This window comes from Mediterraneibacter glycyrrhizinilyticus (genome assembly GCF_015560805.1).
GTDB classification, from domain to species: Bacteria; Bacillota; Clostridia; order Lachnospirales; family Lachnospiraceae; genus Schaedlerella; species Schaedlerella glycyrrhizinilytica_A.
This window is the reverse complement of sequence record NZ_JADMSO010000006.1, coordinates 132,789-151,353: the sequence shown is the minus strand read 5'-3', so window position 1 is coordinate 151,353 and position 18,565 is coordinate 132,789. Positions and strand designations below refer to the sequence as shown.

At 50.2% G+C, this 18,565-nt stretch carries 18 protein-coding genes; 3 read left to right on the top strand and 15 right to left on the bottom strand.

Features of this window, described 5'->3' with window-relative positions; all coding sequences use genetic code 11:
- Positions 1-52: 52 nt before the first annotated feature.
- From I2H87_RS08005 to I2H87_RS07985, 5 genes are all read right to left on the bottom strand, one after another.
- Positions 53-1,309: an L-rhamnose isomerase gene (locus I2H87_RS08005; RefSeq protein ID WP_009268015.1), complete on the bottom strand. Its 1,257-nt coding sequence runs from the start codon at positions 1,307-1,309 to the stop codon at positions 53-55.
- A gap of 81 nt (positions 1,310-1,390) precedes the next feature.
- Complete coding sequence (rhaB, locus tag I2H87_RS08000) at positions 1,391-2,791, bottom strand: rhamnulokinase (protein WP_022151772.1); 1,401 nt, start codon at positions 2,789-2,791, stop codon at positions 1,391-1,393.
- Positions 2,792-2,913: 122 nt separating this feature from the next.
- Entirely contained in the window at positions 2,914-3,882 is a 969-nt protein-coding gene (locus I2H87_RS07995) for an AraC family transcriptional regulator (RefSeq protein WP_009268017.1), read from the bottom strand.
- Between the two features lie 2 nt (positions 3,883-3,884).
- The gene (locus I2H87_RS07990; RefSeq protein ID WP_117551243.1) at positions 3,885-4,676 is read right to left on the bottom strand and encodes a ParA family protein; all 792 of its coding nucleotides are present in this window, start codon (positions 4,674-4,676) and stop codon (positions 3,885-3,887) included.
- On the bottom strand, positions 4,658-5,266 hold the full coding sequence (locus I2H87_RS07985) for an HD domain-containing protein (protein ID WP_009268019.1): 609 nt from the start codon (positions 5,264-5,266) through the stop codon (positions 4,658-4,660). Before I2H87_RS07985 ends, I2H87_RS07990 begins: the two co-directional genes overlap by 19 nt.
- A 257-nt stretch (positions 5,267-5,523) precedes the next feature.
- Here I2H87_RS07985 and ymfI point away from each other — a divergent pair, with 257 nt between their 5' ends.
- Together ymfI and pduB are read left to right on the top strand one after the other, a co-directional pair.
- A complete protein-coding gene (gene ymfI / locus I2H87_RS07980; RefSeq protein ID WP_195609689.1) occupies positions 5,524-6,255 on the top strand; it encodes an elongation factor P 5-aminopentanone reductase in 732 nt (243 codons plus the stop codon).
- A gap of 12 nt (positions 6,256-6,267) precedes the next feature.
- The gene (pduB, locus tag I2H87_RS07975) at positions 6,268-6,996 is read left to right on the top strand and encodes a microcompartment protein PduB (RefSeq protein WP_009268021.1); all 729 of its coding nucleotides are present in this window, start codon (positions 6,268-6,270) and stop codon (positions 6,994-6,996) included.
- Positions 6,997-7,100: 104 nt separating this feature from the next.
- On the opposite strand, the gene hflX is transcribed toward pduB, so the two are convergent.
- From hflX to I2H87_RS07945, 6 genes are all read right to left on the bottom strand, one after another.
- A complete protein-coding gene (gene hflX, locus I2H87_RS07970; protein WP_195609688.1) occupies positions 7,101-8,330 on the bottom strand; it encodes a GTPase HflX in 1,230 nt (409 codons plus the stop codon).
- A 77-nt stretch (positions 8,331-8,407) separates the two neighbouring features.
- Positions 8,408-8,974 (bottom strand): class I SAM-dependent methyltransferase, encoded by a 567-nt coding sequence (locus I2H87_RS07965; protein ID WP_009268024.1) that lies wholly within the window; start codon positions 8,972-8,974, stop codon positions 8,408-8,410.
- 30 nt (positions 8,975-9,004) lie between these two features.
- Entirely contained in the window at positions 9,005-9,784 is a 780-nt protein-coding gene (locus I2H87_RS07960; RefSeq protein WP_022151777.1) for a tetratricopeptide repeat protein, read from the bottom strand.
- A gap of 19 nt (positions 9,785-9,803) precedes the next feature.
- The gene (locus tag I2H87_RS07955) at positions 9,804-11,660 is read right to left on the bottom strand and encodes a heavy metal translocating P-type ATPase (protein WP_195609687.1); all 1,857 of its coding nucleotides are present in this window, start codon (positions 11,658-11,660) and stop codon (positions 9,804-9,806) included.
- A 203-nt stretch (positions 11,661-11,863) separates the two neighbouring features.
- A complete protein-coding gene (locus I2H87_RS07950) occupies positions 11,864-12,583 on the bottom strand; it encodes a GTP pyrophosphokinase (RefSeq protein WP_044954969.1) in 720 nt (239 codons plus the stop codon).
- Positions 12,584-12,753: 170 nt separating this feature from the next.
- On the bottom strand, positions 12,754-13,809 hold the full coding sequence (locus I2H87_RS07945) for a PTS transporter subunit IIC (RefSeq protein WP_195609686.1): 1,056 nt from the start codon (positions 13,807-13,809) through the stop codon (positions 12,754-12,756).
- A gap of 159 nt (positions 13,810-13,968) precedes the next feature.
- On the opposite strand from I2H87_RS07945, the gene I2H87_RS07940 reads away from it, so the two are divergent.
- Positions 13,969-14,232, top strand: a complete 264-nt coding sequence (locus I2H87_RS07940; protein ID WP_009268030.1) for a hypothetical protein — start codon at positions 13,969-13,971, stop codon at positions 14,230-14,232.
- A 6-nt stretch (positions 14,233-14,238) separates the two neighbouring features.
- Here I2H87_RS07940 and I2H87_RS07935 read toward each other — a convergent pair whose 3' ends face one another.
- The 4 genes from I2H87_RS07935 to I2H87_RS07920 all read right to left on the bottom strand — a co-directional run bounded on the left by I2H87_RS07935 (position 14,239) and on the right by I2H87_RS07920 (position 18,464).
- Positions 14,239-15,666 carry an ABC transporter permease gene (locus I2H87_RS07935; protein WP_195609685.1) on the bottom strand — a complete coding sequence of 476 codons (1,428 nt, stop codon included), beginning with the start codon at positions 15,664-15,666 and terminating at the stop codon, positions 14,239-14,241.
- Complete coding sequence (locus I2H87_RS07930; RefSeq protein ID WP_195609684.1) at positions 15,635-17,287, bottom strand: COG1361 S-layer family protein; 1,653 nt, start codon at positions 17,285-17,287, stop codon at positions 15,635-15,637. Before I2H87_RS07930 ends, I2H87_RS07935 begins: the two co-directional genes overlap by 32 nt.
- Positions 17,284-18,072: an ABC transporter ATP-binding protein gene (locus I2H87_RS07925; RefSeq protein ID WP_022152602.1), complete on the bottom strand. Its 789-nt coding sequence runs from the start codon at positions 18,070-18,072 to the stop codon at positions 17,284-17,286. The genes I2H87_RS07930 and I2H87_RS07925 overlap by 4 nt, the downstream gene beginning before the upstream one ends.
- Positions 18,073-18,281: 209 nt before the next feature.
- Positions 18,282-18,464 (bottom strand): hypothetical protein, encoded by a 183-nt coding sequence (locus I2H87_RS07920; protein ID WP_195609683.1) that lies wholly within the window; start codon positions 18,462-18,464, stop codon positions 18,282-18,284.
- Positions 18,465-18,565: the final 101 nt, after the last annotated feature.

Genomic DNA, 18,565 nt, shown 5'->3' with positions numbered 1-18,565 from the left:
TCTCCCCTGCCGGGCAGACAACGTTTCTTTCTCTCAGAAGCCGCAGGCTCGCTTACGCTCTCTTCGCCAGAACCTCTGTCTCATATGTTTCGATCTCGTCAAACCATCCCTCTGCTGCAACGCCGCATCTTCTGCAGTACTCTTCCCATACGTCTCCGAGCGGAAGCGTCTTGCACTGTTCCATCAGAACCATCTTCTTTGTCATCTGATTCGTATCCTGCAGTTCTTTCAGCATCGCACTCGGTGTACACAATGCATTCAGCAGTGCTTTCTGGAAGCTTCTGAATCCGGTCACCCATGCGGAGATACGGTTGATGGAAGCGTCAAAGTAATCCAGCGCAATGTATGTACGATCCAGACCATTCTCACAGCGCACGATCTCCTGTGCGATCTCTTTCGTCTCATCGTCAAACAGTACCACATGGTCGGAATCCCAGCGGATCGGGCGTGTTACATGAAGCGCGATCTCCGGGAAGAATGTCAAGAGCGCCGGAATCTTATCGGAAACCATCTCTGTCGGATGATAATGTCCGTTGTCCATCAGCGGCAGACATTTGTCCATGTTGGCTGCCGCGTAGCTCAGTGAGAATTCGGCAGATCCGACTGTATATGCTTCCACTCCGATTCCAAATACTTTCGATTCCACACACGGTTTTACCATCTTCGGATCATATGGTTCGGAAAGGATCTCATCGATGGATTCTTTATAACGCATTCTCGGTCCCATGCGGTCAGCCGGAACATCTTTGTATCCGTCGCCTGTCCAGATGTTCATCACACACGGGATTCCTGTCTGCTCTGCAAAATATTTGGAAATGCGGATGCAGGCTTTTCCGTGCTCGATCCAGAATTTTCTTGTCTCTTCATCCGGGCTTGACAGTGTCAGTCCGTCTTTTACCATCGGATGTGAGAAGAACGTCGGGTTAAAGTCCAGACCCATTCCTCTTTCTTTTGCAAAATCCACCCATTTCTGGAAATGCTTTGGCTCCAGTTTGTCACGGTCTGCGAACTCGCCGTCCTCGAAAATCGCATAGCACGCATGCACATTGATCTTTTTCTTACCCGGCATCAGGCTCATTGCCTTGTCCATGTCCTGAAGCAGTTCTTCCGGGGTTCTTGCTTTTCCCGGATAATTTCCTGTCGTCTGGATCCCTCCGGTCAGCGGACCATCGTGATCAAATCCGATCACGTCGTCTCCCTGCCAGCAATGCAAAGACACCGGAACGTTCATACATTTCTCGATCGCAGCGTCTGTGTCCACACCTAATTTTGCGTAAATCTCTTTTGCGGATTCATATCTTGTAGCCATTGTTTTATCCTCCTTTTATGAAGAGCCTTTCTGCTCTGTCGTTTTTGATCTGTCATGTTTCATATCGGACGATTTCCGTTCTTATCGGCGATACCATTTGATATCGAACGATTCGCCGATACAGGTTCTTGCCTCCGGAAGACTTGCAAATACGCCGTCGTGCAGCATCTGAACCGTAATATTTCCGATCGCCGTCGCCTCCGTCGGTCCGGCGGAAACGTTCTTTCCTGTATATTTGGCAGTCAGTTCATTCAAATATCCCGCATTGGCGCCGCCGCCCACTACATAGATCGTATCGTATGTATTGCCGGTGATCGCTTCGATCTCTTTCACCGTATCGCCATAGCATTTTCCAAGGCTGTTGTAGATCACGGCTGCAATCTCGCCTACGGTCTGCGGCACGGTCTGTCCGGTCGCCCGGCAGAAATCCTGCACCGCCTTGATCATACTCTGCGGCGCAAGGAAACAATCGTCGTTGCAGTCCACGATCGAATCGATCGTCTCTTTGGATGCCCGCTCACAGATTTCTGCAAAAGAAAGATCTTCTTCAAATTCTTTCTTCACCGACTGGATCATCCAGAGTCCCATGATATTTTTCAGGAAACGGAAACGGTGATCGTAGCCGCCCTCGTTTGTAAAGTTCGCCTGCATACTTGCCATCGAGCAGTCTGCCTCTTTGCGCTCGATCCCCATCAGCGACCATGTACCGGAACTGATGTAGATCGCATTGTCATCGTTGGTCGGAACGGAAAGCACCGCCGATCCGGTATCGTGTGTTGCCGGAAGCACGACTTTACAGTCAAATCCGACTTCTTCCTGTATCTCTTTTGTAAAGTTTCCTACAACGGTTCCCGGCATGGAGACCGGACGGAACATCTTCCGGTTATAGCCGAGCATCTCGATCAGTTCATAATCCCAGTCATTTGTCTTCGGATCGATCAACTGTGTGCTCGTCGCATTGGTGTACTCCATCTTTTTCACACCGGTCAAAAGGAACTGGAAATAATCCGGGATCATAAGTAAGGACTCCGCCTGTTCCATATATTCCGGATGCTGTTCTTTTACCGCCATCAGCTGGTAGATCGTGTTGAACATCTGCTTCTGGATCCCGGTCCGCTCATACAGGGCGCTCTGTGAGATCACCTCGTATACTTTCTGATCCATCCCGTCTGTGCGGCTGTCACGATACCCAACAGTGTCCCCTAAGATCCGGTCGTCTTTGTCCAGTAAAACATAATCAACCGCCCATGTGTCAATCCCCATGGATACCGGGATCTTCCCCAGCTCTTTACATTTCTTGAGCCCGTTTTTGATCTCGGTAAACAGGCGTTTTACATCCCAGCACAATGTTCCGTTCACATTGTCCATTCCATTCGGGAAGCGGTAGATTTCCTCCAACTGCATCTTTCCGTCCGCAACCGATGCCAGCATATGCCGTCCGCTGGACGCCCCGATGTCAATGGCTAAATAGTACTTCTCCATTTTGTGCCTCCTTCATACTTTTTAGATTCTATCCCTATTATAATTAGTAAAAGCGCACAAAAAAAGGACTCTATTTACAAAAAGCTACAACCTTATTTGCAGATTTTTGTATTCAAGCGTCCTCATTCGCCTCTGTTTCTTTCCCGATACTCTTTCGGGCTCATCCCGTACCTCTCCCGGAACTTCCTGTAAAAATAACTGGTATTGTCATATCCTACCGATTCGATGATATCCGTCACGGGAACCGCGCTGCTCGTCAAAAGATATGCCGCCTGACTCATCCGCTTGTTCTGAAGCAGTTCTTTGTACGTCTTTCCGGTCCGTTTTTTGATCTCCCGGCTCAGCCAGTACACATCATACTTCATCATCTCCGCCAGTTCCGTCAGACTTCCGCTTTTGTAATGTTCCTCGATGTAATTTAAGACCGTCCCGACAAGCTCGGTATCGAACCGGATGCTTCCGGTTTCCATTTTATCCATATAATTTAAAAGCTGCAAAAGAAGAAGCCCCATCGTAATCTGATTACAGCTTCGCTTGTTCGCCATATCGTAAAAAATCGTCCACACCATATTCTCGATCAGATTCTGGATCGGTAGGATCTTTGACACATGGAAATATAAATAAGAAGCGAGTTCATTTTTCCGGCATAACGTTCCGACAAGAAATTCTTTTAACGCATTGTCTTCCTCCCCCATCATTGCAAACGCCATGTTGAAAAACTCCGGCAAAATGATAAAATTCACCGCAATATCCGTCTCCTTTGCCGGAAGAATCTCCTGCTCCGCATTCTGGTTGAGAAAAAGAAGATCTCCCTCCTCCAAAACCACCTGATTCCCGTCGATGATATGCGTCGTCGTCCCCTGGCACATATAGATCACTTCCACATAATTGTGACGATGCTTCGGAAAACGGATAAACCGTGTGTGCGGGCGCACCTGGATCAGTTTGCCTCGCTCCAAAAGTTTATCGCAATCCACGATCAGCTCTTTTTTTTCCGTGTAAATCTTCTGATCGATATTGTCCCTTCCATTCAGGATCCGCTGTTCTTCTTCCGTGATCACAGACAATGCCCCAAGCAATTCTTGATCCATCTCTACACTCCTGCAATCTGCGCGATCTCTTTTGCCAGTTCCATATATTCCGCCGCGCTCCGGCTGCTCTTTTTATATGCCATGATCGGCGCGTGATTATCCTGCGACCACTCGATCCCGCTGTCTACACGGATATAGGTGTCGAACACCCGGACGTCTTCCAGTTCTTTCAACGTCTCCAATGTCTGTTTGAAATAGCTTTTCCGCGTGTCCACTTTCGTGATCACAAGACCGCCCAGTTCCAGTTCCGGCGCGATCTGCCGCACCTGCTCGAGAAACTCAAACATATTGCCGAGACCGAACAGCCCCCACGGTGTCGACTCCACCGGGATCACGATCTTATTGGACGCGCAGAGAATATTCATCACCCATCCGCCCAACGTCGGCGGCGCATCGATCAGGATATAGTCATACATTTCGGATTCCACGATATTTGCCAGACATTTTCTTAAAATATACTCTCTCTGCCACTTTGTAAACAACTCATACTCGATCGAGCTCATCAGAGTCGACGACGGGATCAGATCCAGTCCCTCGTAGCGGGAATGGACGATATAATCCGTCAGATCATCCTGCCTGCGGATCCCCTCGTAGAGATTCTTTCCGCTCTGTGCATAAGAAAGCACCTGATCTTCATCAAACAAAGACAGGGACAGGTTCATCTGCATATCCCCGTCGATAAGAAGCACTTTACTGCCAAGCACACTCAGTCCATATCCCACGTTGGAACAGGTCGTTGACTTGCCGCTCCCGCCTTTATTATTTGCAAAGCAGATCACTTTTGTCTTTGCCATCTTTCCCACTCTCCCTTAACATTTCTTTTTTTCCAGTCCATCGACGCCGGCTCTTTCCCAAAATGTTCCTCCACAAGCGCACAATATTCTTCATACGCCGCCGTGCCTTGAAAAGAACTTTTCAGCACGTCTCGGATACTCTTATAATACCATCCCATCGCCGCTTTGCTCTGCATCCGAAACCGCATCCAGAGATTTTCTCCGAACACCGGATAATCCCGGTGAATATCGCGCATATTGGAAAGCTTATCCGCCAGACCGATCATCTGTACTTCTCTCGGCGCTGTGCGAAGCCGACGGATCGTCGTACTTTTCCGCTCTTCCCAGCTTTTGGACTTGTCCTCACTTTCACAGTCTACCAACATGGCGACCCGTTCTCCGAACCGATCTTCCAGCGTTTCTTTCGTCACTCCTGCGCAGTCCTCGATCGTATCGTGCAGAACCGCCGCGCAGATCACTTCCGGATCTCTCGTCATCGTCGTCACAATATCCGCCACCTCGATCGGGTGGACAATGTACGGGCGCTTCGTTCCTTTCCGAAACTGTCCTTCATGTGCCTTTGTCGCAAATTCAACGGCTTCATTCAGCATGCCCCATCCTCCTTCGTGATCGTCTCCATGTCCGCAGACAGCAATCTATATATGCACTGTATCGTCCGTGTACAAGGGGATATATGCCCTTGCACATTGACGCTGTATATACGCTATTCAAATGATACCATAAGAAACCGCCGTTCACAATGAAAATCAGTATACAAATTTCGTTCCATCCGCTATAATAAGTACTGTTCACAACGTGTTGCAGACATACGCCACGTCGTGCATGACTTTGAAACGAGGTTGATACCATGAAACAAAAAACGGTTTTTATTACCGGAGCCTCCCGCGGGATCGGCGCGGCATGTGCCCGCCGTTTTGCCAAAGCAGGCTACCATGTTTTTATCAATTGTAAACAATCCGTCGGCATTCTGCATGATCTAAGAGACGAGTTACGAGAAAACGGAGGATCCTGTGACGCTCTGATCGGCGACGTTGGCGATCCCGATCAGGTCGAAGCAATGTTTTCCACGATCCGGCAGATCGTCGGCGGACTCGACGTCCTCGTCAATAATGCCGGGATTGCCTGGCTCGGTCTGTTGACCGATATGACCAACGCAGACTGGGATCGGATGATCGGAACAAACCTTTCTTCCGCATTCTACTGTTCCCGGGCTGCCATCCCCTATATGGTTTCCAAAAAGCAGGGGCGGATCATCAACATTTCTTCCATGTGGGGACGCACCGGCGCTTCCTGTGAAGCTGCCTATTCTGCTGCAAAGGCCGGGCTCAACGGTCTGACTATGGCATTGGCAAAAGAACTTGCCCCCAGCAACATCCAGGTCAACGCGGTCGCCTGCGGCGTGATCGACACCGACATGAACGGATGTCTGAGTGAAGAGGACAAATACAGTCTGCAGGAAGAAATTCCCGCCGGACGTTTCGGCACCCCCGAAGAAACGGCAGATCTCGTCTTTGATCTTGCGGAAAACCATCCGTACATGACCGGACAGATCCTCGGATTTGACGGCGGATTTATATAAGGAGGATCTACTATGATCGACGTACACCATCTTGATACGATTTCCATGGATTGTTCCATGACCGAATTTGTCGGCACAACCGTACTCGACACCATCGGGCTTGTCATCCCGGGAACCAGCCCGGCTCTGCTCGCCCGGATGGACTTAAAGAAACCTTACCGAAGTCTCGGACTTTTGAGTTCTCGTACCGGCGCCGCCGGACAGATCAACGCAGTCGATGAAGCGGTCAAATCCACCAACACCGAAGTCGTTTCCATCGAACTTCCGCGGGACACCAAAGGCTGGGGCGGGCACGGCAACTTTATCATCATCGGCGGCGACAACGTCTCCGATGTGCGGCGCGCAGTCGAGATCTCACTGGAATTCACAAAAAAATATGCCGGAGAACTTTACATCAGCGAAGCCGGACATCTGGAATTTACTTATTCCGCCAATGCCAGCCAGGCGCTTCACATGGCATTTGACGCGCCGATTGGAAGACCGTTCGGATTTTTCTGCGGCTCTCCTGCCGCCATCGGGCTTGTGATGGCTGACCTTGCGCTGAAATCTTCCCCGGTAGAGATCGTCAAATATATGACGCCGACCCGCGGGACCAGTCATTCCAACGAAGTGATCGCCGCAGTCACCGGAGATGCTTCCGCCGTAAAAAATGCGGTGTTGACCGCGCGGGAAGTCGGATTAAAGCTTCTGATCTCCATGGGAAGCTATCCAGAAATCCCATCCGAGCCTTACCTCTTCTGACAAATGCCATGTTCACCGAAACAGCGCGGTGTGAGACGTATTTTCCCACACACACCGACGCTGACAATCACCTGAAGTGCCAAAAGGCATATGCCCCGTCGGATCTAAAATCCGTATGGGACATATGCCTTTATTTGTATTCCTTCCGGAACATATTCTTCTTCCAAAAGTTCGCCGATCTCACGAATCCGCTGGATCTTTCCCGCCTCGGGAAATGGATACAAGCGCTCCACATATACCAGATCTTTCCGCAGTATTTCCAACAGAACCTGCTTCAATTCTTCCAGTCCCTCTCCGGTACGCGCCGAAGTGCAGACGGTATAATCCGCCTGAAAATCCCGGAACGCCCCCGGTGTCTCTACCTGATCCTGCTTATTGAACAAGGTCACGATCGGTTTTTCTTTCACGCCGAGCTGGCGCAGCGTCTCATACACAACATACATCTGTGTATCCATCTGCGGATTGGACGCATCAACCACATGGATGATGATATCCGCATAAATCGCTTCCTTCAATGTACTCTTAAACGCTTCCACAAGATGATGCGGCAGTTTCCGGATAAACCCGACCGTATCGGTCAAAAGAACCGTCTGCTTTCCGCCCAGTTCCAGCGCTCTCGTCGTAGTGTCCAATGTGGAGAAAAGCATCGCATCTTCCAAGATCCCCGCCCCGGTCAGCGCATTTTCAATACTGCTCTTTCCTGCCGACGTGTAACCGACCAGCGCAGCAACTTTCCGGTGGGACTCTTTTCTCTGGGTACGGATCAGTTCCCTGTGCTGTTCCACTTCTTTTAATTCTTTCTTCAAACGGCTGATACGCTCCCGGATCAACCGCCGGTCCATCTCAAGTTTTTTCTCTCCCGGTCCCCTCGTTCCGATCCCGCCGCCGAGACGCGACAACGAATGTCCCAGTCCCACGAGCCGGGACGCCCGATACCGTAGCTGCGCCAGTTCTACTTGGATCTTCCCCTCGCTGGACACTGCCCGCGCCGCAAAAATATCCAGGATCAAAAGCGTCCGGTCCATCACCTTGCATTCCAGCTCCTGTTCCAGATTCCCAAGCTGTGCAGAACTCAGTTCATCATCACAGATGATCCCTGTCGCATCTGTTTCCCAGATCATCTCTTTTAATTCCAGGATCTTTCCTTTTCCGATATAGGTTGCCGGATGCATCTGCTCCCGGTTCTGGATCATCCTGCCGACCACGACCGCCCCCGCCGTCTTTGCCAGCTCGCCCAGTTCATCCAGCGAAGCCTCCGCCGGATCACTGTCGCCGGTCTGGATCCCGACAAGGATCACCCGTTCTACATGTTCTTTCTGTTCATATAGTTCCATTTTTTGTCCGACTCTCTTTCTGTTTGTAAACGTTCTTGCTCCTAAATACCCTGTCCCATAAAAGTCTCTTGAGAATTTCATGAAAGTTTCACGAGAAATACCGGAAGCGGCGGATCATTTTTCCGGTTATAAAATTCATGCACAAGTACAAGCCACCGCTTTGGATCCAACGTTTTTAAAAAACCAAGCAGCACAGTCCGCTCCTCGTATCCGGTGTCGCCTCCGCTGTAAATGCAAAGACTCATCACGCCGCCGACTTTCAACAATTCCATACCGCACCGGATCGCCGCCAGACTCGTTTCTGCTTTTGTCGCGACCGCATGATCCGCTCCCGGCAGATATCCGAAATTAAACATGATCGCTGCCACTTCTTCTTTCACATAATAGCCCATCCGTTCATGCCCATCCCGGATCAGCACTGCGCGCTCTGCAAGTCCGCTCTTCTCCAGCCGTTCTTTCGTATATTCCAGCGCCGCATCCTGAATATCAAAGGCACAGACCCGTCCGCTTTCTCCGACCATCCTGCAGAGGAACTCGGTATCGCCGCCGTTGCCCGCCGTCGCATCAATGCACAGATCGCCCTCTCCGATATAGTCTTTCATGAAATTCTGACAGTATTCGGTGATCTGAAATCTTTTTCTCATCTGCTGTCTCCTTTTTGTGTCCGCACCCGTTTATAACTGCATCGATCCTAAAAATTCCGCTTCTTTCTTCGCCGTCTCATCATCCGGATAAAGTGTCAGATATGTTTCCATCTCCGCTTTTGCACTTGCCCAGTCCAGTTTTTTCTCAAAGCAGACGATCCGATTGAACTGCATCTCCTGGATCACCGCCGTGTAATCTGCCGTCTGCTCTTTTCCGTCCGCATCCGTATACACACTTGTCGCCGGAAGCTGGCACCCTTTTTCAAATGCAGTAAGCGCACTGTCATAATCTTCCAGATTCATCGCCGAAATCCCGATCAGGTTGTAAAGAGCCGGCGTCATCTCTCCGCCCAGATCCGCCGCCTTGTTCAAAAACTCAATAGCTTTGTCATATTGTTTCAATTCGTAATATGCCATGCCGAGACCTCTGCTCGCCTCCGCCTGATAAAATACATCGTCCTCATCGGCGCCCATATTTTCTTTTAAATAGGTATTGAACACCTCCGAGGCTTCTTTATATTTTCCCTGCTCTAAAAGCTTTGTCCCCTCCTCGATGTCTTTTCCTTTGTTTCCGAAAACAAGCACTCCCGCGACAACAAGCACTGCCGCGATCAAAATACAGATCCCTATGATCCAAGCTCTCGTTTTCCGCTGCCGTCTGCGCTTTTTGCGAACATTCGCCCTGCCTGAACTCCGTGTTCCCGCGCTCCGTCTGCCCTGACGGTTTCCCGCGTTTGTCCGTTTCTGATCCCGCACGGCATCCGATCTGCGCCTCTGTGTAGTTCCGTTTCTTTTTTTCTGTTCTGCCATAATCTCTGTCTTCTCCTTATCAGCAAAGCGTAATGACCCAGAATGAATTTAAAATATTGATCAGCATTACGCACATATCTGCAATGATCGCATCCTGCATCGACACATATCCGAAAAAAGCAAGTATCAGAAGTAAAATCTTCATCCCGATCGCAAAGATCAGGTTCTGCTTCACCGCCCGTATCGTTCCCCGGGAGATCCGTATCGCATCGATGATGCGGGATGGTTCGTCTTCCATCAGGATCACATCCGCAGCTTCCAGCGCCGCATCTGCTCCGAGACCGCCCATCGCGATCCCGATATCCGCCCGCGCCAGCACCGGAGCGTCATTGATCCCATCCCCCACAAACGCCAGATTTTCACTTTCCATCTGACTGTCGATAAATTCCTCCAACTGCGCCACCTTATCTTCGGGCATCAGATTGGCATATACATACTCAATCCCCAATTGTTTTGCAACACTTTGCGCCACCCGTTCATTATCTCCGGTGAGCATGACCGCTTCAAGCTGATGTCTCTCCAGCCATCGGATCGTACGTTTCGCGTCTTTCCGCAGCGCATCCGAGATCAGGATGTATCCGGCATATTCCCCGTCCACCGCCACATGGACCGCAGTCCCGATCTCCGACACCGGCTGATAATAAAGTCCCTGCCGGTTCATAAATTTGGAATTCCCGATATAGACATCCTTTCCATCGATCTCCGCCATCACGCCGAAACCGGAAAATTCTTTGATATATTTGACCCTGCCAAGATCCACATCTTTTCCATAAGCTTCCTGAAGCGAAACCGCGATCGGATGACTGGAATATGCTTCTCCATGCGCCGTCAGTTCCAACAGTTCTTCTGCCGTCATCCCTTTCGGACAGATTTTCTTCACATGGAATACGCCTTGCGTCAGCGTTCCGGTCTTATCAAAAATAAATGTCTCCGCTTTTGAGAGCGCCTCGAGGAAATTACTTCCTTTCATAAGGACTCCCTGCTTAGAAGCCGCACCGATCCCCCCGAGAAATGCAAGCGGAACCGACACGAGTAGCCCGAACGGACAGGCGGCAACGAGGAAAATCAGTCCCCGGTACATCCACGTCTCCGTATCGTGCGCCGGCAGCATCATCGGCGGCAGGATCATCACGAGAATCCCGAGACAGGTCACGATCGGCGTGTAATACTTCGTAAACCGGTCGGCAAACTTCTCGGTCTCCGACTTCTTCTTGTTCGCCCCCTCTACCAGTCCCATGATCCGCGACGCCGTAGACTCCGCATATACTTTCGACACCCTCGCTTCCAATAGTCCGCTCAGATTGATACTTCCACTGTATACTTTTTGGCCAATCTTAACCTCGCCCGGTTCGGATTCTCCGGTCAGCGCTTTCATATCAACCATACTGCTTCCCGCCGTGACAACCGCGTCGACCGGGATCTTCTCTCCCGGACGGATCACGATCACATCGCCCCGTTTCAGATCGGACGGCGCTACATTTTCCTCTTTATTGCCGACTTTCCGGTTGGCAAACTCCGGACGGATGTCCATGTATTTCGCGATCGACTTCTTCGTTCTGCTCATGGAAATCTCCTCGATCAGTTTCCCGATCTGGAAGAAAAGGATCGCACCGACCGCTTCTGTATATTTCCCGATGATCAGCGCCCCGACCGTTGCAAGAAGCATCAGAAAATTTTCATCGAAAAAATGCATCTTCCTGAAATTTCGGATCAGCTGTGCGAAAACTCCAGCCGCCAACGCAAAATAAGCCAGCAAAAAACATACCGTCTCTGCCCCGCTCGTCCACTCTCCATCTCCTGCGGTATACAATGCCGCAAGATAAAGGATTCCACCTGCGCCAAGTTCTATGAATTTGATCTTTACTGCCTTTGCCATATTCCCCATCTCACTTTACCCGTTTGCTGAATATTATACGGGAAATCCGCAGATGGGTCAAGAAAAGCATCGTCATCCGATGCAGTTCCTCCTATACAAAAAAGTCCCTCCGGTTTCCGCAGAAATCCATGGGACTTTTCCTTTTTCCTGTATTACGCCGATGTACAAGGGAAAATATGCATCCTTGTACACCGACGCTGCCATTACTTTTTTATATAGCTTCCGCCGATCAGGCCGTTGGCCACACTGCTCATCCGATTGCGCTCTTCTACATAATCAATGCCGTTCTGTTCTTCGAGACATGCCTGGATCGCCTCATTCAAAGAGAGCATCTTATCGTCCAGCTCTGAAACCATCTGCGCACATTCGCGCAGATCCCGGCTGATATAATCCGGAGCGTTCCCCTCGAACTTGTAGTAGATCTTATGCTCCAGACTCGCCCAGAAATCCATCGCGATCGTCCGGATCTGGATCTCCACTTTCGTGTCCACAACGCTGTCCGAAAGAAAGATCGGAACCGACACGAGCATATGATAGCTTTTGTATCCGCTCTCTTTCGGGTTCTTGATATAATCTTTGATCGTCATGACTTTCAGATCGCTCTGGTTTCCGATCATCTCCGCCAGTCGGTAAATATCCGACGTAAAAGAACAGATCAGCCGCACGCCTGCAATGTCGTTGATATACCGGACCATATTCTCGATCGAGACTTCGTGTCCGTTGCGCTTTAACTTCTTGACGATACTTTCCGGCGTCTTGATCCTCGTCTTGATATGTTCGATCGGATTATACTTATGTACATGCTGGAACTCATCGTTTAAGATCTCCAGCTTCGTTCCTACTTCTTTTAATGCTGCATTATACAGAAAAATCACTGTTTTCCAGCTGTCAACGTCCTCATAATTCCGTATCGCATCGTTGATCTGCCGTTCTTCTCCCAAATTCTGTACTCCCTCCCGTATCTTCTTCCGCGATGCCTGCACAGCACGGAGAATTTCATTTAATGAGAACATCTGACTGTACGTTCCCATTCCTCTGCATTGTAGCATATTCCGATTTTCCTGTCATGATTTTCACTCTTTTTTAAGAAAGTTTACAGATCCAGCTTCATCTCCCCGAAACGGATCCATTTTTTACGCCGCATGAATTCCGAAAATCCAAATGTGAGCGCGGCCGGAAGAACGATCTGGATCAGGAGGATCTTCAAAAGCACGACCACCGGCGCTTCGGTCTGTGTCATCACCTGCCAGGTCATGATCTGCCCCACCAGCCCGGCGGTTCCCATGCCGGATCCGGTCGCGTTGTTCGTCATATGCAGAAGCATCGTGCCGACCGGTCCTAAGATCGCACTGGAAAGGATCGCCGGCAGCCAGATCTTCGGGTGTCTTACGATATTCGGGACTTGGAGCATCGACGTGCCGATCCCCTGCGCCAGAAGTCCGCCGAACCCATTTTCCCGGAAACTTGCCACGGCAAACCCCACCATGTTGCAGCAGCAGCCGATCGTCGCCGCGCCCGCCGCAAGCCCCGACAGATTCAGGATCACTCCAATAGCCGCCGAGCTGATCGGAAGCGTCAGGATCATTCCCATCAATACGGATACAACGATCCCCATCAAAAACGGCTGCTGTTCCGTTCCCCAGTTGATCAGCGATCCGAGCCATCCCATAAACCGTGAGATCGGCGGTCCCACAACCAGTCCGGTCGCCGTTCCGACTCCGATACACACAAACGGTGTGATCAAAATATCCAGTTTTGTCTTCCCGGAGATCAGAATACCGATCTCGATCGCAACGTAGGCAGCCACAAATGCTCCCAGCGGCTCTCCCGGTCCTGCCAGAAAGACGTTTCCGTCCGTCAGTACTTCTCCTGCAAGCAGTTTGCCCGCAAACGCTCCGATCATTCCTACCGTCGCCGCCGATACGACAACCAACTGATCTGCATTAAATTTCCTTGCCACACCGACACCGATCCCGGCGCCTGTCATCGCCGCCGCCATCTTTCCTGCCATATACAGCATATTCCCAAAATCTCCGCCCGCAAACAATCCGATCTGCTGGATGATCGTTCCAATGATCAGCGTAGCAAATAATCCGTGCGCCATCCCTCCAAGGCCGTCCACAAAAATCCGGTCCAAAATACTTTTCATTTTCCTGTTCTCCTCTTATCTCCGCGCCTCTTTTTATTTTTCTTCCCGGCGCAGATAACAACCGCATTATATCATACTCCTCCCAAAACTACCACACCATGTTGCATTTCACAGATGGCAATGGTATACTCTTTTCATTAAAAAAGGAGGAACTTTGCTATGTTTCGTTTATGGGGAAAAGAATTTAAAGACAACCGGATGCTTCGGGATACCGTGATCTGTGACGATACCGACGACACCCGCACACATAAGATTTTTCATGCGCTTGATGCGATATGCTATGAATTTGATTTAAGCAAACCAATCTGGCTTGACACGACGATCGCTGATTTCAAGCGCCATGACAAAGCCAGATTTTATCAGGATAATTTTGTAGACAGTATTGATTTTGATTATCTGGAGATCCAGATCATCGAAGAATGATGCTTTCTAATTATTCCGGATCGCCGCAAGCGGACTTAAACGCATCGCGCGCAATGCCGGGAAATATCCTGCCACCATTCCGACGAACACTGCGAATCCCATCGACGCCAGAACAAGCCAGAGCGGAATATAGGACAGATTGCCGTCCAGACCGACGCCGCCGCTTTTCGCCACAAGGAAATTGATCGCAACCGACATCAAAAAGCTCAGTATATTTCCGATCACACCGCCGATAAATCCAATGAATCCGGCTTCCATAAGAAACATCGTCTTAATGTTCCGCAAACTACAGCCGAGGACTTTGATCACGCCGATCTCTTTGGTCCGCTCATAGATCGACATCATCATCGTATTCGCGATCCCGATCGCCGCCACGAACAGCGACACGGCTCCGATCCCGCCGAGAAGAGCCTGCACCATCGCAAACTGTTTCTGCATGCTCTTCAGATATTCCGCATTGGTGGACACATTGTACCCCAGTTCCCGGATCTGATTCGCAAGCGATTCCACATTGTCGAGTTCGTCCGCCTGCACTTTTGCGGTTGTGTAGGCAAAGAACCGATACGGCTTTCCGGTCTTGGTCGTCGGCTGTCCCGGGATCGCACGTCCGGCAAACTCTTTCTGCAGCATCGAGCGAAGCACGTCGATATTGCAGTATACATCATAATAGTTGGCATTATAAGACTCCACGTCCCCAGCGACCATCCCACAGGCGTTCACCACATATTTCTTCGGCGGCTTCTGTGTACCTGCAGATGCATTCCCGCCGCTTTGCGCGCTCTGGTCTCCCGAATTCTCACTCACCGGCGTATTCTGCTGGGCATTGAAAAATGCATCCTGATCCAGGATCAGAAACATCTGATCGTTTCGGAAATCAATATCCGGAAGTTCCATTGTTTCCCAATAGCCTTTTCCGCTTCCCCGCTCATAGAACATCGTCGGGACGCCGTTTCCGAAGATCAGTTCCAGATTCTGGGCATCCTCATCCGGCAGACGGCTGTCATCCGTCAGTTTCATATTCTGCCGTTTCATTTCTTCCGGCGTCAGCCCGACCAACTGGATATATCCCTCATATTTTCCGGACAGCAGCACCGAATTCATCGTAAGCGACGGACTCGCGCTTGCCACATGTTCTAATTTTTCCAATTCTTTGATCGTCTCGTCGGTGATATATTTTTTAGTCTCGTCTCCCATCTGATCATCACTCGTATACACCATCCGGCTTCCCACATCTTTTCCTGTCACCGTAATGCTCGTCATACCGCCGGACTGCTCGATCTCCCGATAGAGAGACTGCTGCATTCCAAGCCCAAGCGAGATCATGACAACGATGGACGCCGTTCCGATCACAACGCCTAAGACCGTCAGAAATGTTCTCAATTTTCTTCGTTTGAGGCTGCCGCTACTCATCCTCAGTAAGTCGATCCACCTCATCTGCCAAATCCTCCTCTTCTGCCAACATCTGTTTTTTCTTTTTTCTGCGAAGAAGCACGATCGTCAGGACGACTCCTGCCACAACAAGAACTCCGATCACGATCGGTACTACCGGTATGGAGGCTTTCTGCTCTACCGGCGCTGCATCTGCCGACATATCGTCTGCCGCCATCGGAAGAACTTCCAATTCAAACTCTTTCTCCGTTGTAGACACATTGCCGGAGACGTCTTCGTATGTAACGACCATCTTACATTTTGTACCTGCCGGAATCTCGCTTTCCGCCGTCAGCATGCCATCGATCGTTCCGGTTGCACCGGATTCCAGATTACCGACAAACACATCTTTTCCTTTGATCCCATCGCCGACAAAAGACGCCTTGACATTATATAATTTTACACGCCCCGTATTGTACAGACTACAGGTTAGGTTCGCTTCCTCTCCGACCTCAATGCTTCCCGGCGCGATCTCGATGTCGCTGAACTCAAATCTGGCTGCCTGCTGTACCGGGATCGCCAGACTGGAAGCTCCCTCATACTGCACGGCATTACCGTCCTCATACTTCATTGTCATCGCAATACTGTACGGTTTCTGCAGCAGATCTGCCCGTGCGTTCATATCGATGGTAATATCTCTCGTCTCCCCTGCCGGGATACTGTCCAGATAAATCGAGCTGGAACCGGACGCCGGAAGAAACGCCGGCGCTTCCGCCGCGCCCTCGGTTCCTGCCGCCGGAGCCTGCAGATCAAAAAGCATGTTGGACACTGCGGTGGTCGACGATGTATTTTTCACATGTACGGTGAGGCGGAAATTACTGCCCGCATTGACTGCACCCGGATCTGTCGCGAATCCGGTCACGATCACACGGGGAACCGACTTGCTCGTACTGCCTCCGCCGGAAACGACCGGATCACTGTTGTAGACGCCGCCGTCACCCGGGATCATCGCTCCCCCCATACCGGATAAGTCACCCGCACCGGGATCTGATACGTTTCCTCCCGGCGTTTCTCCCGGCGTCTGCGGCTCTGTATTCGGATCCGTATTCGGATCCTGCGCAGAGCCATCGTCTCCGCCGCCCGGCTGTTCTGCCGGTTTCGCCGTCGTATTGACATAGATCGTCTTCTGCACATCGTAAGGCGTCGTGCCGTCATCATAAGAGATTGCAAACAACGACTTGTACGATTTTGTCTCCACATCTGAGCGAACGGTCAGCGTCCATTTTGCTTCCACACTCTCTCCTGCTTTGATCGTGCCCAGATTCTGTTCGTAATTCATACTCTCGATCACAAACGGCCAGTCCGCCGCATTGTCGATCATCGGAGTGATCCGGACATTCTGCGCATCTGCCACGCCCTGATTGGTCACTTTTACGACAAGTTCCACCTGCTCTTCCGCCGTATACTGCGGTGTGGACTGTCCGTCTCCGACGGAAAGCCGGATCTGCGGGATCGTTGCCTGTCCATTGACACTGCTCAGAGACTGGACTGGCTCCTTTGTCTGCACCGCTTCTGCTTTTACATCTTTTGTCTTTCCCTCTTCTGCATTTGCCGGTATTCCCGGAACGGATGCCGCCGCCAATACCATACACAGCAGGATTCCTGCTGCCTGTTTCCCTCTTCTCATTTTCGCTCTTCCTCTCTTTCCCGCTCTTTCTTTGTCTCTTTCTTTTGTTCTCTCGTTTGTTCTTTCTTTGTCGCGTTTTCTTTTTTCGCTTCTTTTGCAGAGTTCACTTCGACCTTTACGATCTTTCCGTCAATAATATGAAAGATCCGATCCGCATATGCTGCAAGGTGGTCGTCATGGGTTACCATGACCAATGTTTTCCCCTGTTTTTTCACAACCTGCTGCATCAGTTCCATCACTTCCTCGGATGTGTGGGAATCCAGATTTCCCGTGGGTTCGTCCGCAAAAATGATCTTCGGATCGACTACAAGCGCCCGCGCCACGCCGACCCGCTGCTGCTGTCCGCCTGACATCTGGCTCGGCAGATGTTTTTTATGTTTTTTCAGCTTGACCAGATCCAGCATCTGATCCGCTTTTTTCAGTCTGCTCGCTCGGGATTCCCCGCGGAAACTTAAGGGAAGCGCTACATTTTCCAATGCATTCATTGTCCCGAGCAAATGAAACGACTGAAAGATAAAGCCGACATTCTCCCGCCGGAATCGTACCAGCCCCTCTTCATTCAACGTTTCCATGTGCACGCCGTCTATGATCACCTCGCCCTTTGTCGGCTTTTCCAACCCGGCCAGCATATTGAGCAGTGTAGATTTTCCCGAACCGGACGTGCCTACGATCGCGCAGAATTCTCCCTCGTAAATTGCAAAATCGACGCCGTTCAACGCCCGGACTATGGAATCTCCTACGCGATACAACTTGTAAAGATTTTTCACTTCGATTATTTTTTTCACGTTACCCTCCATCCTTTTTGCCGCATCCACTTTATACGGTATGCCAGATGGATTTATCATATCTGAAAATATGGAATATTTTACAGAAAATTTGATTAATGTTTTCTTAAGATTTGTTCCGATGAGTAAAAAAGAAGCCGTGGCTTTAAGCCTCCGACTTCTTCACATTTTATATGATTTCTTACTGCTTCTTCAACATGCCTGCATATTTATTCCTGTCTTCTTGTGAGATTTTCAATGCATCCATCGCCTGCTCTGCCTTCCATCCCATACTCTCCCATCAGGTTTTTGACCGAGGTAAGTCTGCCTTCCTGCATCCCCTCTTTTTTTCCATCTTCTATTAACTTTTCCAGCGCCGTACACATATTGTCCGTCTCCTTGTTTATCTCCATACTTTTCCCTGATCGCATCAAAATGTCCTGCAAATGTTTCTCTTGTAATCTCGAAAACACTTTGGACATCCGTATTATTGACAATATATTTTCCCGAATCA

Bases quoted from the DNA above. Each gene is read 5' to 3' on its own strand.
- I2H87_RS07930 (WP_195609684.1), bottom strand. From the start codon at position 17,287: ATGAGAAGAGGGAAACAGGCAGCAGGAATCCTGCTGTGTATGGTATTG.
- I2H87_RS07995 (WP_009268017.1), bottom strand. From the start codon at position 3,882: ATGGATCAAGAATTGCTTGGGGCATTGTCTGTGATCACGGAAGAAGAA.
- rhaB (WP_022151772.1), bottom strand. From the start codon at position 2,791: ATGGAGAAGTACTATTTAGCCATTGACATCGGGGCGTCCAGCGGACGG.
- I2H87_RS07940 (WP_009268030.1), top strand. From the start codon at position 13,969: ATGTTTCGTTTATGGGGAAAAGAATTTAAAGACAACCGGATGCTTCGG.
- I2H87_RS07945 (WP_195609686.1), bottom strand. From the start codon at position 13,809: ATGAAAAGTATTTTGGACCGGATTTTTGTGGACGGCCTTGGAGGGATG.
- I2H87_RS08005 (WP_009268015.1), bottom strand. From the start codon at position 1,309: ATGGCTACAAGATATGAATCCGCAAAAGAGATTTACGCAAAATTAGGT.
- I2H87_RS07985 (WP_009268019.1), bottom strand. From the start codon at position 5,266: ATGCTGAATGAAGCCGTTGAATTTGCGACAAAGGCACATGAAGGACAG.
- I2H87_RS07935 (WP_195609685.1), bottom strand. From the start codon at position 15,666: ATGAGGTGGATCGACTTACTGAGGATGAGTAGCGGCAGCCTCAAACGA.
- I2H87_RS07965 (WP_009268024.1), bottom strand. From the start codon at position 8,974: ATGAGAAAAAGATTTCAGATCACCGAATACTGTCAGAATTTCATGAAA.
- hflX (WP_195609688.1), bottom strand. From the start codon at position 8,330: ATGGAACTATATGAACAGAAAGAACATGTAGAACGGGTGATCCTTGTC.
- I2H87_RS07960 (WP_022151777.1), bottom strand. From the start codon at position 9,784: ATGGCAGAACAGAAAAAAAGAAACGGAACTACACAGAGGCGCAGATCG.
- pduB (WP_009268021.1), top strand. From the start codon at position 6,268: ATGATCGACGTACACCATCTTGATACGATTTCCATGGATTGTTCCATG.
- I2H87_RS07955 (WP_195609687.1), bottom strand. From the start codon at position 11,660: ATGGCAAAGGCAGTAAAGATCAAATTCATAGAACTTGGCGCAGGTGGA.
- I2H87_RS07920 (WP_195609683.1), bottom strand. From the start codon at position 18,464: ATGGAGATAAACAAGGAGACGGACAATATGTGTACGGCGCTGGAAAAG.
- I2H87_RS07990 (WP_117551243.1), bottom strand. From the start codon at position 4,676: ATGGCAAAGACAAAAGTGATCTGCTTTGCAAATAATAAAGGCGGGAGC.
- ymfI (WP_195609689.1), top strand. From the start codon at position 5,524: ATGAAACAAAAAACGGTTTTTATTACCGGAGCCTCCCGCGGGATCGGC.